We start from the raw sequence: 17,460 nt of genomic DNA, 5'->3' as shown, positions 1-17,460 counted from the left end.
CTTCAGCGCCGTGCCTCGAAACGCAAGAAGTCCGTGAAACGCCTTGATTCATTGATCTCGTCATGGGGCACCAGCAGATACTTCCAGGGCTTTCCCTGGATGGTCGACGTGTACTCCGAGGCGTGCTTGCACCACTGCACGGCTGCAGCGGCTTTGGCTTGAACCTCCTGTGAGTCGATGTCGCCCCGTGCCTTGGTTTCCACCATGAAGATCGTGGAATTGGTTTCGGCAACGAAGTCGGGGACGTACTCCGGCTGCTCAGTGCCGAGCTTGTAGTAGATCTGGAACTGCCCCTTTGCGGGTTTGAACCACTTGTTGGCGTCGCGTTCCAGGATGACGGCAAAACGCCGCTCGGTGTCCGAGTCGAACTTCTGCAGGGGGTACAGGCACTTGGTGAATCCGCCGAACAGCATCTGCTTGATACGCCCCACGTCCTCCACCGTTTCGCGGAAATGGCGCGGGGCTTGTCCCGCCGTGGCCGTGTAGTTGCACGGCTTGAGTGCCGTGAAGCCGCGACTGACCTGCACCTCGAACTCGGTCGCCTCCTCGAAGAAGTGCGCCATCATCTGGGCGTGGATTTCCCGCGCAATCAAGCGGCGCTCACGGTCCAACACATGGATCACCTCATCCGGCGTGAGATAGCTTTGCAGATGCTGCACCATCTGCCCCGCCAGGTCGTAGAGCAAATCCGCCTGGGTGAAGTAGTCGATGTCGTCGAAGTCCACCAGCGCGTGGACGATGTAGTCCTCTGGGCGCTGCTCTTTCAGGCCGATTTCCGAAGCCAGCGTGAACTGCTCGTTGGTGCGCAGCATCTGGCCGACGATCTCCCGCTCACCCGGTTGCAAATGGAGCTGACTCACGTCGAGCCGGAACGGGCGAAAACCGGTCGTGACCTCACCCTTGGGCACCACGGAAATGCGCGGGATGTCGATGGTCTGCTGAACGACGATCTCCGTCGTCTTCGCCACAACGACCGAAAGGTCCAGGGCGGGAACGGCCCCGTCCACTCCTGCCAGCAGGTTGCCCTGCATCGGGCGCAAACGCTCCGCCACTTCCGCCTGAATGACCTTCTGCACCTCCGGTGTGAGCAGTGCGCCACTGGTCGGCACCAAGTCGCGCTGCGTCTCCAGCTTGCCGATAACCTCGATCACGACGCGGGCTGCTTGCTTCTCCGCCTCGGTGGCGAACACCGGCTTCGGCGCCGCTGTCACTGCGGCCTCATCGGTTGCGCCCGAGGGGGCTGTTTGCAGGACGGGCGTGTCGGTCAAGCCGAGGCGAGCTGCTGCGCCGGATACCACCTGCACGCTCACCTTCTTGTCGTCCGCGCTCGGTGCGTCAAGGATCACCTGCTTCAACCGGATCGGTGAATCGCCACGGTTGGCCTCGTCGATGATTTCCTGAAACTTGTCGTGGGCAACAATGTTCAGGCGATCCACTGCCGCCACGCCGGTACGTTTGCCATAGGGCAGCCGCAGGCCGCGCCCGATGCTTTGCTCGATGAGCGTGCGCGCGTTGGCAGCGCGCAGCGGCACGATGGTGTAGAGGTTGGTCACGTCCCAGCCCTCCTTGAGCATGTTGACGTGAATCACGATCTCGGTCGGCTCGTCCACGCTCTCCACGGCCAGCAGGCGCGTGATCATCTCCTCCTCTTCTGCGCCGGTACGGCTGGAATCCACCTGGATCACCTTGCCCGCGTAACGCCCTTCGTAGAACGCTTCTGACTCCAGAAGCGCCAAGAGACTCGCCGCGTGCGTGGTATCGCGCGCGATGACGAGCATGAAAGGCTTCACCGGCTTCACACCGTTTTCGCGGGCGTAGGTGACAAGCTCCACCTTCGTGGTTTCGTGCAGGCGCACGCCGTCTTCCAGCTTGGTCTTCTCGACTTCCTCCGGCGTATGGGCCTTGGCGTCGAAGTTGCGCTGGGTGACCACGGCAGGCTCCTTGACGAAACCGTCCTCCATCGCCTGTGCCAGTGGGTAGTCCATCACCACGTTCTTGAACGGCACCGGCCCGCGGCTTGACTCCAAGAAGGGCGTCGCCGTCACCTCCAGGCCAAACAGCGGCTTCAGTTCGTTGATGGCGCGCACGCCCGCGCTGGCGCGGTAGCGGTGCGATTCGTCCATGAGCAGCACAAGGTCAGGCAGATTCGCCAGATGGTTGAAGTAGCTGTCGCCCAACACCTCGCGCATCCTCTTGATACGGGGCTCCTTGCCGCCGCGCACTTCGGAGTTGATCTTGGAAATGTTGAAGATGTTGATGCGCACATCAAAGCCCAACCCCAAGGCGCCGTCGTCCACCGCCGCGCCGCTTTGGTCGTAGTTGTCGCCCGTGATGATCAGCGGCGGGCGCTGGGCGAATTCGGCAATGCCCTTGAACACGTACTTGGGCGTGTTGCGCGTGAAGTCCGTGATCAGTTTGTTGTAGATGGTGAGGTTGGGCGCGAGCACGAAGAAGTTGTTGATGCCATGCGCCAAGTGCAGATAGGCGATGAACGCGCCCATCAGTCGTGTCTTGCCCACACCCGTGGCCAGCGCGAAGCACAGCGAGGGGAATTCGCGCTCAAAGTCCTCCAGCGTGGGGAATTCGGCCTTCAGCGAGGAAAGAATCGACGTGACATCGCGCTCGTGGCGCAAAAGATCGGGCGAGGCTTCGAGCGCGCGAGCCAGCCGCTTGAGCGATTCCTCCTGCGGCGGACGAAGCGAAAGACGACCGGTGACGGCGTGCAGGACGCGGCTGTTCATTATTCGTTCTCCCCGTTGTGCTGATCGAAGAGACCGCCCTGATTCAAGCTCGCAGCGGTAACCTTCCTGTTCTGGGTTTTTCTGGCGGCCTCGACTGCCGCCGCAGGCTCAACCGGATCGGGCTTGGCCATCGGCAGGTTGGCCACGTTCAGGCTGTAATCGTCGTGACCCCATTCGCAGCGGGCCAGCACGGCCTTGGGGATTTTTTTGAGCGTCAGATTCGGCCAGCGCTCGGCCGCCTGCGCCGCCGTCACGCCACGAAAGGCGCTGCACATGACGAGCAGGCTGCGCTCCCCGCCCACCTCGTCGGACAGCGCCTGCAACTGCTCGGCGGAGAGGTTCTGCGTGGTGACGTAGATGAAGTCGCGCTCGCTGGAGTGCCCGTGCTGCCACCAATGCACCTCGGACGGCGCGTAGGTGAAGCCCTCCAGCTTGGCCAAGGCTTCCGCCAGCATCGCCGCGTTGTATTCGGGGTTGATGATCGGGTTGCCCCAGCGGTCGTTGACGATGAGCGTGGGCGCCAGCCGGTAGTAGCGAAAACCGCCGCCGCCTTTCCAGCCCACGGCCTGGGTGATGCCGCCCGGGTCCTCACCGTCGATCACTTTCTTCAGGCGCGGAATGATGTGCGTGTGGCAGTGCTCGCCCAGCTCCACCATGATCCAGCGCCGGCCCATTTTGTGCGCCACGGCGCCGGTCGTGCCGGAACCGGCGAAGGAGTCGAGGACGAGGTCGCCGGGGTTGGTGGCCAGATGAATTATTCTGCCTAATAACTTTTCTGGCTTTGGCGTATCAAAGGGATTTTCCTGGTTGAATGCTTTTACTTCGTCTCTAGCTTCGTGGTTATTCCCAGCGTCGGTATGGAGCCATACGGTAGGGCTCGGCGTGCCGCTTTCCACTATATCGCACAGAAATGTTTTCCGGGAAGGTGATGCCTTTCCATCTTTGCCAAACCAAATTTCATTATTCTCATCCATCCGACGGAGACTTTCTTCGGAAAAGCGCGGATAAGTTCCTGGCGGTGGACTCCACACAACCCCATTCTTAAACGTAAAAGTAAATTTTCTGTTTAGCTCTGATCCGCTCTTGGCGTGCAACGGAGTTGCTTTCCATGGGCCTTTCGGATGGTTGTCGGGGTTCTTATAGCGCGCATTCATTTCTTCTGTGCGCCGCATTTTATTTGGCTTCCATAACATTTTGTTTTTGGCATACACCAAGACATGATCGTGATTATCCGAAAGCCACTTTGCATCATTAGCTATTGTGTATTTCTTTTGCCAAACGACATTGCAAACAAAATTCACCCGTCCAAAAATCTCATCACACAAAACCTTGAGGTAATGACATTCATTGTCATCAATCGTGATCCACAACGAGCCATCCTCCGAGAGCAGCCGCTTGATGATTTCCAGCCGGTCGCGCATCAACCCCAGCCAGATAGAGTGCTCCAGCCCGTCGTCGTAATGGGTGAAGGCGCTGCCGGTGTTGTAGGGCGGGTCAATGAACACACATTTCACCTTCCCCGCAAACTCCGCCTCCAGCGCCTTCAAGGCCAGCAGGTTGTCGCCAAAGATCAAGCGGTTATCGAAAATGTCGTTTTCCGTCACGCGGTGCTTGGCGTGGTAGGACTTCTCCGGGTCTTCGAGCAGGATGCGCGGTTCCAGCTTGGGGCGCTTGTCCTTGCCGATCCAGGTGAGTTCAAGTTTTTGTTTGCTCATGCGGGGTTCAACTCAGTTGGGCGATGCGCCAGACGGCGGTAGCGAGTTTGGCGAGCGCGTTCTGGCGCGCCTCGATGCGTTCGGGCGTCCAGTCGCTGTTTTCTTCGGCTAGCGTGCGCGTCAGTGTCAGGCTGCTCGCGGCGAGCACGGGGCGCTTGTCGGCGTAGGGTTGGTTGGCGATGTCCTTGTTCTTGCCAGCCTCCAGCATGACCATGTTGCCGAGGCGATAAATGAAGGTGTCCAGGTCCCGGTCGGAAAACGCTTCCCAGCCCCCCTGCGGCGACTGCGGCAACACGTGCTCGATGGTGTAGGCGGCGGACTCGGGATCGAAATCGATACCGCCCGCCTGCCGTTCCAGCTTGCACAGGATGTAGCGCACGATTTTGGCGTTGCGGCTTTGCGTGGTCTTGATGCTCTTGTCGGCGAAGTCGGTGCAAAAGGCGTCATCGCCACGGTAGATCGGGCGCAGGGTTTCGAGCACGTCGGCAAGGATCTTCGCTTCGCCTTTGTGCAGCCTCAGGGCGGCGGCATGGTAGATGCGCTCCTGTTCACCCGTGTGCTGCGCGCCGATGACGTTGTAGCGAAAAGCGATGACCACGGTGGCGCGCAGCAGGGCCTCGAAGTCGGCATCCCCGAGCTTGCGCCGTGCGGCCATCAGCATGGGATAGGGCTGGCGCACCGAGAACATGCGCAGTTCCTTCGCGCTCTGCTTGCACGCGGGCGGCCATTGCGAGCCTTCGGGCTGGGTCAGCGCGAGGTAGGCATCGATGTCCTCGTCCATCTCGCGCAGCAGGTTGAACACCGCCTCGCGGTTCTGGATGCGGCTGCGTATGGTTTTGAACAGTTCGGACTGGCGGGCAAAGCTCTGCCGACTGTTCCAGTGCATCCGCAGAAAGTCGGGGAAGCTCTCCTGCCCCAAACGGCCAACCATTTTTTCCCACTGCCGTTCGAGTTCGTCCAGTTCGTGCGCGGATTCGTTGCCGCGCGCGAGCACGGAGAACAGGTAATTCTTGAGCAGATCGGTGGCTGATAGGCGCACGCCACGCGCGTTGAGTGTCTCGAATACCTTGTAGGCGTTGAGTTCGTCGGCCACGGTGATGACGGTGAAGAAGAGCTTGTCGCTCATGGTGTCGATGAACTGCGCCAGCGCCATGCCTTGATCCGGCGCGTTCTTGGCGTGGTCACGCAAGCGGCGCTCGAACCATTCAAACCCTTTGCGCATGGCGTGGGTGGAAGCGGGGAAGCCACGCTGTGGCAGGTGCTCGGCGAGTGTGACCAGATAGTCGCGGTAGTAGGCGTCGTTGTTGCGGTTGAGCGCGAGTTTGTTGCGCGTCACCAGGGTTACGGGGTCGAGATAGCCAATATAGGTGGCACGCAATTGATCCAGCCGTTTTCGATTGTCTGCGGCGTTCTTGCCTTCGCTCACGAGCTTGCCGAGTAGGCGCATGGCGGCGAGCACGACAAGGCTCAGGGTGGTCAGCCGCTGCTGGCCATCGATGACTTCAAATTCCCGGTTGTCGGCGGTCTGCAATACGAGATAGCCCATGTAATGCGCCGGCTCGCCATCGGGGGGGAGCGTGCCGAGTAGGTCGGTCCAAAGATCTTCCCAGTGCTCTTCATCCCAGGAGTAATCGCGCTGGAAGCGCGGGATGCGATAGGTTTGGCCATTGCCGAGCAGTTCGCGGTAGGTGCGGTTGGCGGTGCTGAAGTTGGTGGCGGCCATGTGTGTACTTTCCTATTTCAGTTCCCATTCAATGGTGAACAGCGTCCGCTCTTCGACCTGCTGTTGGAGCTGCGCCTCCAACTGGCTGATGAGGTCGTTGCGCTGTGCTTCGACTTCATCCTGCCGGGCAAACAGCTCCCGGCGCAGTTTGCTGCGCTTGCTTTCCAGCTCGCGCTGCTTCTTTTGCCAGGACAGCTTTTCTTCCAGCGTCGGCGCGGTGGCGGCGGTGCGGCGCACCTCCTTGATCTCGCGGTCGATCTCTTTGATCTCCTGCTCCAGCCCGAGCTTCAAGTCGTCCGCCCAGGCGTCCAGCTTCTGCACTTCCTGCTCGAAGTAGCCGAGGTTGCGTTGATTGATCTCCCGCAACAGTTTGCTTTTTCGGTTCTCGACGTCTGCCGACAACGAGGCGTTGCCCACTTGGTGGAACAGACCCGCCGCTCGTGTGCTGGCAGGCAGGCGCAGCAGCTTCTCCGGATCGTCTTCTGCCAATGTCACACCGTCAGTGGTGGTGGCTGCGACCAGAAGATGCTGTTCCTGATTGCCCAAGGCTTCGACGATGAGCAGCTTGCAGGTGAGCCACCCGGCTTTGCCGCGGTAGGGCTCCAGGGTGCTGACCTTGGTGCCATGCTCGTCATAGTCGAAGACGAGTTTTGCCTCATCGAGCTTTCGCGACTTGGCCTGCTGCAAGACCCACTGCGCCAGCGGATGGTGGATGCGGTACAGGTGAGCCTCGCCGGAACGGCGCGGCAGTTCGTAGCGGCCCAGCGCTATGCCCGAGAGTCCGCTGGCCTCAATGCCATCCGGCGCGCGTCTTAGATTGAATCCGTCGTCGTCGAAGTCGGCGCAGTCACCCAGTTCGGCGCGAGTCAGATTCATCAGCATGCGTTCGAAGCGATTACGTGCACTGCGGCTGTCTTCGGCGCGGATGCGGAGCTTGTCCTGCACTTCTTCGTCGAAGTTTTCCAGCAGCAGCTGCCGTGTCTTGACCATCGCCTCGTTGATTTCGCTCGACAGATCGAGCTGGAGCTGCTCGAAGCTGGCTTTGATCTCTTCGGGCTCGCGGCAGTTTTGATAAATCTCCGCAATCCGACGCTCGAAATCGACACCGGAGCCGATGGCGCCCAACACCTCGTCGCTGGCACCGAAGACGCCCTCGAAAAGCTGGAACTTCTGTGACAACAACTCATAGACGCGCTTGTCTGCTTCGTTGGACAAATCGACGAAATTCACCACCACCACGTCGTGCTTCTGGCCGTAGCGGTGGCAGCGCCCGATGCGCTGTTCGATGCGCTGCGGGTTCCAGGGCAGGTCGTAGTTGATGACCAGTGAGCAAAATTGCAGGTTGATGCCTTCTGCGCCCGCTTCGGTAGCGATCATCACCGTTGCGCGTTCCCTGAAATGTTCGACCAGTGCGGCGCGGGTGTCTGCGGTCTTGGAGCCCGTGATGCGGTCGGTTCCCTCGTGGCGTTGGAGCCAGTCCTTGTAAATGGCCTGCGCACGGGCGTCGCTGTTGGTGCCATTGAAGAGGACGATGCCGTCACCGTAGGGCGTGTCGGCCAGCAGGCTCATGAGGTAATCCTGCGTGCGTCTGGATTCGGTGAAGATGATGGCCTTCTTGGCTGCGCCCAACCGATCCAGCTCGGCGAAGGCCTTGTCCAGAGCCGTGAGCAGGGCCTTGCCCTTGGCGTTTTCTCGGATGCTCGTGGCCAGCGTCTTGAAGTGGCGCAGCTCGTCGATCTCGCTCGTGATGGCGGCGCGTTCTTCCTTGCTCGGCCCGGCGGCATCTGGCGGCGTGTCGTCATCGCCCTCGACGAACTCCTCGGCGGTTTCGTCCAGCGATTCGTAGTCCTCATCCAGTTCTTCGGTCAGATCGACCACGGGTGAGGCATCGAGCACACCTTGCAAGCGTTTGGCCATCGTTTCCAGCGCGCCCGCGATGGCGTGCGTGCTGGACGCCAGCAGTTTCCACAGGACGAGCGAAATCAGTTGCCGCTGGCTCTGCGGCAGCGCCTGGAGGTTGGGGCGGCGCAAGTACTCGGCGACGAGACGCGAGAGTTCCTGTTCCTCGGTCGACGGAGTGAACTCCTGCACGATGGCCTTGCGCGCCGTGTACGAGACATAGGGCTGCACCTGCTTGCGCAGCGTGCGTTTGCAGACGGCTGACAGCCGTTCGCGCAACGCGCTGAACGCTTGATCGCGGCCATTGGCGGTGAACTGCGCGCGGAAGCTGTCGAGGTCGCCGAAGACGCGGTCGTCGATGATGCTGACGAGGCCGTAGAGTTCCAGCAGCGAGTTCTGCAAGGGGGTGGCCGTGAGCAGCACCTTGGAATGGACGTGCCCCATCGCCTCCTTCAGCGTCTTGGCGATGACATTGCTGGTCTTGTAGACGTTGCGCAGGCGGTGCGCTTCGTCGAGGACGACCAAGTCCCACGCGATTTCTTTGATGTCCTTGGCTTTGGCCTTGGCGAACTGGTAGGAGCAGATGATCGGCCCGGAGGCCATCAGGAATGGGTTCTGACGCTCCTGTTTGCGGATGGCGTTGTAGTTCTTCGCTTCGAGGATCAACCCTTGCAGGCTGAACTTGTCCTGGAGTTCCTGATGCCACTGTTTGCGCAGGTTGGCCGGGACGATGATGAGAATCTTGCGCCGCCGCTCTGCCCAGCGTTGTGAAATGACCAAGCCTGCCTCGATGGTCTTGCCGAGCCCCACTTCGTCGGCGAGGATGACGCCGCGAGAAAGAGGGTTGCGGCAGGCGAAGAGGGCGGCATCGACCTGATGCGGGTTGAGATCGACTTGCGAATCGACAAGCGTCGAGGCCAGCGACTCGACGGTGTCGGCCGCCGCGCGGCGGGTGAGCAGCCATGCGACGTACTGGCTTTGGTGTGGCGTCAGGAGCGGTTGCGTCATTTCCTTCCCTTGGGTTTTGTCTCGTTGATACTGGCGGCGATCCACCGATCCAGCTCAGAGCGCCGGAACCGCCACGTCCCGCCGAGCTTGAACGCCGGGATTTCCCCGCTCGCGGCGAGCCGGTAGACCGTGCGCTTGCCCGCCTTCAGATAGGCCGCAACCTCGTCCAAGGTCAGGATGTCGCCATCAGGCTCTGCCATTGCCGTTCCTATGCAGACGTTGAATTCTGATTGCCAAGTTTTGCAAATTCTCCCACAAGCGGGCGACGCCGACCAGTCGGGAACTGCACCCGGCCTGCGAGCGGTTTTCAGGGTGGAACGTGCGACGGAGCGCCTGCGCACTGGCAGGCAGTCTCAGCATCGAAACGGCCAAATTCTCTAGGCGCTTACCCTCAAGAGCTTCGCGTTAATATTTGGTCATAAGGGTCGGGAGCGGTTCGGTTCCCGCTCCCGCCACCAATCCCCAGTTTCACCCAGTCCCACGAACCCGCAAGCATCCAGACTTCGCGGGTTTTTCCTCGGCGCCACCCGTTGCACCGTTTCCCAATTGAGCCGTTCGCAGCCTTGGAGGCAGAGGGTGTTGTGGTAAGGAGCGGAGGCAGCGTGAGCCTTTGGACAAGGCGATGATCCGGGACGGACGGCAGTTTCTTTCAAGGACGACAAGCGGAGCCCTCTTTGAAATGCACTGGTCCCTGAGTCTGCCGTCATTCTTCATCGTGCCAGCAGAATCCATCTCGTGACAACAGTTCCGCCGAGGCTGCCGGCCCCCAGGTACCGGCCGCATACAGCCTGAGTCCGGCCGGGTCAGCCGCCCAAACCTTCAGGATCGGTTCCACCCAGCGCCATGCCTGCTCCAGCTCGTCTTGCCGGACGAACAGTGATTGGTTGCCTCGGATAATATCCATCAGCAGGCGTTCGTACCCTTCCGCCCTTCGTGTTTTATCGTTGAAAGCACCGGCAAAATTCAGATCGAGATATACCTGCCGCAGCTCCATCGTGTCCCCCGGCTGCTTCCCATACAGATAAAGGCGGATGTATTCGTCCGGCTGCAGACGAATCACCAGCTTCGCCGGCACAGCCGCGGCACCCGGCGCCAAAGGGAAGATCTGGTGAGGAACATCGCGGAAATTGATCACGATTTCCGCAAGCCGCTTAGGCAGGCGTTTGCCGGTGAAAAGATAAAATGGCACCCCCGCCCACCGCCAATTGGCGATCTCAGCCTTGATCGCCACGAAGGTTTCGGTCTTGCTGTCTGGCGGTATGCCGGCTTCTTCGGTATACGCCACCACCGGGTCTCCCCGCACTTTGCCGGCACGGTATTGTCCGCGTACTGTTTTCTTGAGCACATCCTCGTCCTTGAAAGGTACCAGGGATTCCAGCACCTTGAGCTTCTCATCGCGGATTGCATTGGAATCGAGGCTGACCGGGGGCTCCATGGCAATAAAGCAAAGCAATTGCAGCAGGTGGTTTTGCACCATATCCCGTAACGCGCCCGTGCCTTCATAAAACCCGCCGCGACTGCCGATTCCGACCTCTTCGGCAATGGTGATCTGTACATTGCTGATCCATTCCCGCCGCCACAAAGGTTCGAACAGCGCGTTGCCAAACCGCAGCGCCATCAGATTCTGCACCGACTCTTTGCCCAGATAATGGTCTATCCGGTAGATCTGGTTTTCCCGAAAATGCTTGCCGACCGCGTCGGTGATCGCGTTGCTAGAGGCGAGATCGTGCCCCAGAGGCTTCTCCAGGACGACCCGGCAGTCCGGCCGGTTGAGACCCTGGCGGGCCAGATTGTCACATACGGTGGTAAATAACGACGGCGCGACCGATAGGAAGAACACATTCACCTCGGCCGGATTGCCCTCCAGGATCTCCTTCAGGACTACGTACTCGGCGGGCTCGCCGGCATCCACCCGGACATATTGCAAGCGGGAGCGAAAAGCCGACCACAGGCCGTCGTCCCAATCCGCCTTGGGGACGAACTCCCGGGCTTTTTCCTCGATCTTCGCCAGATACGCCGATTGGGTCAGGTCCTGCCGGCCAAGACAATAGATGCGCCCATCCCGAACCAGCAGATCGTTCCTGTCACATTGATACATTGCCGGCAGGAGCTTGCGGGTCACCAGATCGCCGGTACCGCCGAAAAACGCCAGATTGAATGATTTGGGAAGTTGGAGCTGACTCATGGCTTGATCCTCTATATTGAGAGATCGATCATCAGCCGGCCTGATCCAGGATGACATCCGATGCCCTTCCCGGAAGACCGGACTTCTTCCGACCTCCAATGCTATTCGCCGCACCCCCCAACGTCCAATCGAATCGATGCCATCGGTTTCGCCAATGGCATGTGCGAAACGTGCCCGGACGCTGGCTCAGATAGTCCGATTCCCCTCGTCGTTACTCTTCTGTCGTCCTCTATCCGTACAACATCCTCGCCGCCGACATGACCCGACGTATCACTTGGCGAGGCATCGTTTACGAGATGGTGTCTCCCAGCGAAATCAAGGTGGTCCGACCGTTAGACCCTGTGGAATAACCCCTCCGGTCATGATCGAGACCGGCCTTTTAAAACGGCACGTCGTCGTCGAATCCTTCGTCGAACTGGCTGCTTCCGGCGCCGCTCCCGGCGGTACTGCCTCCGCCATAACCGCCCCCCGAACTGCGCGGCCGGGAGCCGCCGCCCGCCGGCGGCGCATCCCAGTCGGGTTCGCCCGCCCCCGTTCCGCCGCCGCCCATCCCTCCACCGGCACGGTCGAGCATCTGCATTTCATTGCCGATGATTTCGGTGGTATAGCGGTCTTGGCCGGTGTTCTTGTCCTGCCATTTGCGGGTCCGAAGGCTGCCCTCGATGTAAACCTTGCTGCCTTTCTTGAGATATTCGCCGGCGATTTCCGCCAAGCGGCGGTACAACACCACGCTATGCCATTCGGTACGCTCCTGAGTCTGGCCGGTCTGCTGATCTTTCCAGGATTCGCTGGTGGCGATGCGCAGATTGGCGACCGCGCCGCCGCTCGGCATGTAGCGCACTTCCGGGTCTGCGCCCAGGTTGCCGATGAGTATGACTTTGTTGACGCCTCGACTGGCCATGCTTGATTCTCCGTTGTATACCTTGAGCTGGCGGCTAGGCGCTCGCCGTTTCGTTGAGCAGTGCTTCGAGCCGGCGCCGGTCCAGCCGCTCGCGCTCGATTTTGAGATAGGCTACCCCCTCATCGGGAACGACCACGGCGTCGGCAATGCCGGGGACGCCGCGCAGGCGGGCCGAGAGATCAGCCGCCGCCGCGGCGCTGATTTCGCCGAGATTGACCATGAGACTGCTCAGATGCCGCGGCTTCTGCATGCCGAAGGCCACCGCCAGCCACAGCAGAGCGATGCCGGCGCAGAACAGGAACACGGCCGGAATGCCATAGTGTCCCTGAATCCACCCCGCGCCGGCACCGCCCACGAAGGCTCCGAGGAACTGGGTGGTGGAATAAACCCCCATGGCCGTGCCCTTGAGGTCGGCCGGAGCCACTTTGGAAACCATCGAAGGCAGGGTGGCTTCCAGCAGGTTGAAGCCGGTGAAGAACAGGTAAAGCAGCGTTCCAAGACCCAGAAGCGTCGGCGTGAGACCCGCAAGACCCACGTCGACGGCGGCGGTAAGCAGAATGAAGGACAGGAAAACCGGCTTCATCTGCCGCTTCTTCTCCGCCACGATCACGAATGGCACCATGCTGACCATCGACAGCACGAACACCGGCAGATAGATTTTCCAGTGGTCCGGCGTATCCATACGCAGTTCATCGCGCAGGATCAGTGGCAGGACGACAAAGGTCGCGGTCAGAATGGCGTGCAAGGTGAAGATGCCGAAATCCAAACGCACCAGTTCGGGATTGGTCAACACACTGGAAAAACGCGCGGGCTGAGCCTCGGTGTCACGGTGAAAACGGACCCGCTGCGGTGTCGGAACGGCGGAATAAAGGACGACGATGCCCAGCAGTGCCAGCCCGGCCACGCTCCAGAAGATGCCCTTGACGCCGATCCATCCAGACAGCACCGGCCCCGCGACCATCGAAAAGGCAAACGAAATCCCGATGCTGATGCCGATCAGCGCCATCGCCTTGGTGCGGTGCTCCTCCTGGGTGAGGTCGGCGGCCAGCGCCATGATCACCCCGGCGACGGCACCCGCCCCCTGCAGCGCCCGGCCCGCAACGATGCCGTAGATCGAATCGGCCACCGCCGCCATGACGCTGCCGGCAGCGAACATCAGGAGGCCGATGACGATGAGCGGCTTGCGGCCGAAGCGGTCCGACCAGACACCGAAGGGAATCTGGAACACGGCCTGCGTCAGGCCGTAAGCGCTGATGGCCAGGCCGATCAAGGCCGGTGTCGCGTCGGGCAAATCGCGCGCATAGATCGAGAACACCGGCAGGATCATGAACAAACCCAGCATGCGGAACATATAGATTGCCGCGAGCGAAATGGCAGCCCGGATTTCGGTGCGGGTCATCGGGCTGTCGATGTCGATGGTGTGGCGCACGAGTTGCGTCTCCTTGAAGGGCGCTTCCAAGCGCTTAATGGTACCAGCTTCGCCGCGCCCTGGGGCGTACCCGTCGACGGACCAGGGCTACATCAGGACGCCTTTCACCGGCTCGGGTGGTGCCGGGACCCCGGATTCACCGAGCTGCTGTCTGAGGTCGATCTCGATGGTGCGACACAGAGCCGACATGGGCGTGTCGTTGACATGATTCTCGAATGGATCGCGCAATTCCGAGCCGAGCCGCTCGATGGTCACGAACACGAAAGCCAGCAGCGTCTCCATGACGATGGCCACCGCGTCGAAGCGCTGGTCGGTCTGGATCAGACTGAACGGAATCAGACTGGCGACCAGCCACACGAAAGCATGGGTGTGGAACCGGAAACGATCGGGGAAAGCGGTGCGTTTGATGCGTTCGCAGCCGCCCTGGATGTCGTAGCACAGATTGAGGGAGTCGTCGATCTGCAACAGGATCTGCTGCTCAGCCCAGTCGGTGCCGACGACTTCGGCGAGCCTTTGAGCCTGGCGTTGGATCAACTGCGTCGGCACATTGCGCGCATGCTGCAGGTGTTCGATTTCGTCGTCATCGAGCCAGTCCTTCAAGATTCGCCAGCCTTCCTCACCCACTCCGCCGGAGCGCAAGCCAATGCGCAATGCGTTGGCGTAGGCGATCTGCCGGTGTATCAACTCCCGCTGCAAGGCCACCGCCTGCGCTTCGTCGGTGATCGCCGCAATGCGCCTGGGCGTCAGCAAGGTCGTGACCTGGCGTCCGAACGATCGGCTCACGTTGACCAGTTGGCCCCACAGCCGTCGCGCCTCCCACCAGCGCTCGTAGCACTGGTTGACCTGGAATCCGAGGAAGATCGACATGGCTGTGATCAGAACACTCAGCGGCAGCAACGGGAGCGCCGTGTGTTCCATGTGGGTGTACTCGTAGATGAACTCCGCCAGCAGCGCCAGCGCCAGAAAATAGAGCAAGGCGGGCCAGTCGCTGCGCAAAGCCCGCCACAGGGTGGTGCCGCTTCGGACGATCATGACGCTATCCTCGCTCGGGAAAGGCGCCGGTAAGTGAGTTTCTCCAGACCGACCGCCCAGAAGATCACGACACCGCCCGCCAGGGTCAGCAGCCACTCGTCCAGTCCGATCGGCTCGGAATGAAACAGCCAGTGCATGACCGGGGCGTAGATGAAGCCGGTCTGCGCCAACATCATCGCCCCGATCCCACCCCAGATCCAAGGATTGGAAAACATGCCCAGCTTCAGCATCGAATGGCTGAGGGAGCGGCAGTTGAGCAGATAGAACGCTTGACCGACGCAAAAGAAGTTGACCGCTGCGGTACGTGCCTTGTCGACGCTCTCCTCGTGCGTCAGCTCCCATTCGAACAAGCCGAATGAGCCCGCGCACAGCAGCAGCCCCACCCAGAGGGTGCGGAACATAAGCCGGCGGGTGAGGATAGGCTGCTCGGGGTTGCGCGGCGGCCGCCGCATGATATCCGGCTCCTTGGCTTCGAAGGCCAAGGGCAGGCCGAGCAGCACAGCGGTGGTCATGTTGATCCAGAGGATCTGCCCAGGCAGGATGGGCAGGGCGATGCCCGCGGACACCGCGATCAGGATGACCAGGCCCTGGCCGATGTTGGTGGGGAGGGTCCAGGTGATGAATTTCACCAGGTTGTCGTAGACACCCCGTCCCTCCTCCACGGCAGCCGCGATCGAAGCGAAGTTGTCGTCGGTCAGGACCATGGCGGCAGCCTCCTTGGATACCTCGGTGCCGGTGATGCCCATGGCTACGCCGATATTGGCCTGGCGTAGTGCGGGCGCATCGTTCACCCCGTCCCCGGTCATTGCTACGATGTGACCACGGGTCTGCAGGGCTTGGACGAGGCGCAGCTTCTGCTCGGGCGCGACGCGGGCGAATACCGCCGTCCGCTCCGCGGCCTCGGGCAGCGCCGCGTCCGGAATCTTGGCCAAGGCTCTGCCGTCGATGGCGCTTACGTTCGCCCCTTCGCCGTTCAGGCCGATCTGCCCGGCGATCGCGACGGCAGTGCCGAGGTGGTCGCCGGTGATCATCTTCACGCCGATGCCCGCGGCGCGGCAGGAAGCGACGGCCCGGACAGCCTCCGGTCGGGGCGGATCGATCATACCTTGAAGGCCAAGGAAGCTCAGGCCGGCGCTCACGTGCCCGTGCTCCACCGTGGGGTCGTCGGACAACCGTTCGCCCCGGGCGAACGCCAGGACGCGCAACCCTTGGGCCGCCATGGCGTCCACTTCGCGATGGATGGCGTCCGGATCGAGCGGTTCCGGCGCCATACCCCTGCCAAAGGCCGAATCGCAACGGCTCACAATGCTTTCCACGGAACCCTTGAGGTATACATGGCGGGTATTTTCGGCCCTGTTGTGGTGAAGGGTAGCCATGAACTGATACGCCGATTCGAAGGGAATGGCATCCAACCGCGGGTGCGATTCGGCCATCGCACCCTGATGCAGCCCCGCCTTGTAGGCGCAGACCAGCAGCGCCCCTTCGGTGGGATCCCCTTCGATTCGCCAGATGGCGTCCTCGCGCACTAGCCGGGCGTCGTTGCACAGCAAGCCGGCTTTGAGGGTTTCCAGCAGGACAGGGTATCCGGCGGGATCGATCTCGCTGCCTTCACGCAGGAATTCGCCCTCCGGGGCGTACCCGGAGCCGCCCACCGTGAACCGGTCTCCGCCGGCATAGACGGCTTTGACGGTCATCTGGTTCTGGGTCAAGGTTCCCGTCTTGTCCGAACAGATGACGGTGGTGCCGCCCAGGGTCTCCACTGCCGGCAGCTTACGGATGATGGCATGGCGGCCGGCCATGCGCCGCACACCGATGGCCAGCGTGATGGTCACGGCCACCGGCAGTCCTTCCGGAATCGCGGCAACCGCCAGCGCCACCGAGGCGAGGAAAGTCCCGGCCACATCTTCCCCGCGCCAATACCCAGCCAGGAAGGTGAGCGCCGCGAGCGCGACGATGAACCACATCAGCACCCGGCTGAAATGACCTATCTTGCGGGTCAGAGGCGTTTCCAGTTCGCCGGCTTCCCGGATCATCCGGTTGATGCGCCCGATCTCGGTGGCATCGCCGGTGGCGACGACGATTCCGACGCCGGTCCCAAAGCTGACCAGGGTGGAGGAATAGGCCATGTTATGGCGGTCCGCCAGCAGGGTATCGACCGGCAAAGGGGCGCATCCCTTCTCGACCGGCACCGATTCACCGGTCAGGGTCGATTCATCGATCTGCAGTTCCTTGTGACGCAGCAGACGCAGGTCCGCCGGCACCTTGTCGCCGGACTGCAGAAACACGATGTCGCCCGGCACCAGATCCTCCGCCGGCACCACCCGCCGCCCCCCCTCCCGCAGGACCGCAGCACTTTGGCTGAGCGTCCGCGCCAGCGCATCGATGGAACGCAGCGCGTTGATCTCCTGGATGAAACCGATCACCGCATTGATGAAGACGACGCCGAAGATGACGGCGGAATCCACCCAGCTCTTGAGGAACCCGGTCACACCAGCGGAAACCAGGAGGATGTATACGAGCGGGTGGTGGAATTGGCACAGGAACAGGGCGATGGCGCTTTTGCCCCGCTTGGGCGTGAGACGGTTGGGACCGTGGCGCTCACGCCGCCGTTCGGCTTCGCTTTCACTGAGCCCTCGCCCGGCGTCGACGCCGAGCAGCTCCGGAACGGAGTCGGTCGGAACATGATGCCAAGGGTGCGGATTCGGTTCGTGCATGACATTCCTCCGGGATGGGGCGGAAAGCCGTGATGGTACACCAAGCGCCAGGCGGCCGTCCGGCAGGCCCGGCCGGCTTCGGACGCCGCTGCGCCGCTTTGCCAAAGCGCCAC

Annotated in this window: 10 protein-coding genes; all 10 read right to left on the bottom strand. The window is 61.5% G+C overall.

Going from position 1 to position 17,460, the window contains the following annotated elements:
• Positions 1-2: 2 nt before the first annotated feature.
• The 10 genes from N4J17_RS06820 to N4J17_RS06775 all read right to left on the bottom strand — a co-directional run bounded on the left by N4J17_RS06820 (position 3) and on the right by N4J17_RS06775 (position 17,347).
• Positions 3-2,741 carry a DEAD/DEAH box helicase family protein gene (locus tag N4J17_RS06820; RefSeq protein WP_198324270.1) on the bottom strand — a complete coding sequence of 913 codons (2,739 nt, stop codon included), beginning with the start codon at positions 2,739-2,741 and terminating at the stop codon, positions 3-5.
• Positions 2,741-4,456 carry a site-specific DNA-methyltransferase gene (locus tag N4J17_RS06815; protein ID WP_198324271.1) on the bottom strand — a complete coding sequence of 572 codons (1,716 nt, stop codon included), beginning with the start codon at positions 4,454-4,456 and terminating at the stop codon, positions 2,741-2,743. The genes N4J17_RS06820 and N4J17_RS06815 overlap by 1 nt, the downstream gene beginning before the upstream one ends.
• Positions 4,457-4,463: 7 nt before the next feature.
• Complete coding sequence (locus N4J17_RS06810; RefSeq protein WP_198324272.1) at positions 4,464-6,179, bottom strand: DUF262 domain-containing protein; 1,716 nt, start codon at positions 6,177-6,179, stop codon at positions 4,464-4,466.
• 12 nt (positions 6,180-6,191) lie between these two features.
• Positions 6,192-9,086 (bottom strand): SNF2-related protein, encoded by a 2,895-nt coding sequence (locus N4J17_RS06805; protein ID WP_198324273.1) that lies wholly within the window; start codon positions 9,084-9,086, stop codon positions 6,192-6,194.
• Positions 9,083-9,286, bottom strand: coding sequence for a helix-turn-helix domain-containing protein (locus tag N4J17_RS06800; RefSeq protein ID WP_198324274.1), 204 nt, complete (start codon positions 9,284-9,286; stop codon positions 9,083-9,085). The genes N4J17_RS06805 and N4J17_RS06800 overlap by 4 nt, the downstream gene beginning before the upstream one ends.
• A 503-nt stretch (positions 9,287-9,789) precedes the next feature.
• Positions 9,790-11,271, bottom strand: coding sequence for a glucose-6-phosphate dehydrogenase (gene zwf / locus N4J17_RS06795; RefSeq protein WP_198324275.1), 1,482 nt, complete (start codon positions 11,269-11,271; stop codon positions 9,790-9,792).
• Positions 11,272-11,650: 379 nt separating this feature from the next.
• Complete coding sequence (ssb, locus tag N4J17_RS06790) at positions 11,651-12,172, bottom strand: single-stranded DNA-binding protein (RefSeq protein WP_198324276.1); 522 nt, start codon at positions 12,170-12,172, stop codon at positions 11,651-11,653.
• Between the two features lie 34 nt (positions 12,173-12,206).
• Entirely contained in the window at positions 12,207-13,571 is a 1,365-nt protein-coding gene (locus N4J17_RS06785) for an MFS transporter (protein ID WP_198324283.1), read from the bottom strand.
• 117 nt (positions 13,572-13,688) lie between these two features.
• The gene (locus tag N4J17_RS06780) at positions 13,689-14,633 is read right to left on the bottom strand and encodes a bestrophin family protein (RefSeq protein ID WP_198324277.1); all 945 of its coding nucleotides are present in this window, start codon (positions 14,631-14,633) and stop codon (positions 13,689-13,691) included.
• A complete protein-coding gene (locus N4J17_RS06775) occupies positions 14,630-17,347 on the bottom strand; it encodes a cation-transporting P-type ATPase (protein ID WP_198324278.1) in 2,718 nt (905 codons plus the stop codon). Before N4J17_RS06775 ends, N4J17_RS06780 begins: the two co-directional genes overlap by 4 nt.
• Positions 17,348-17,460 lie beyond the last annotated feature (113 nt).

Source organism: Methylococcus capsulatus (assembly GCF_036864975.1).
In the GTDB taxonomy this organism is placed as follows: domain Bacteria; phylum Pseudomonadota; class Gammaproteobacteria; order Methylococcales; family Methylococcaceae; genus Methylococcus.
Note: the sequence above shows the minus strand (reverse complement) of the source record. Positions and strands in the feature narration are given on the sequence as shown.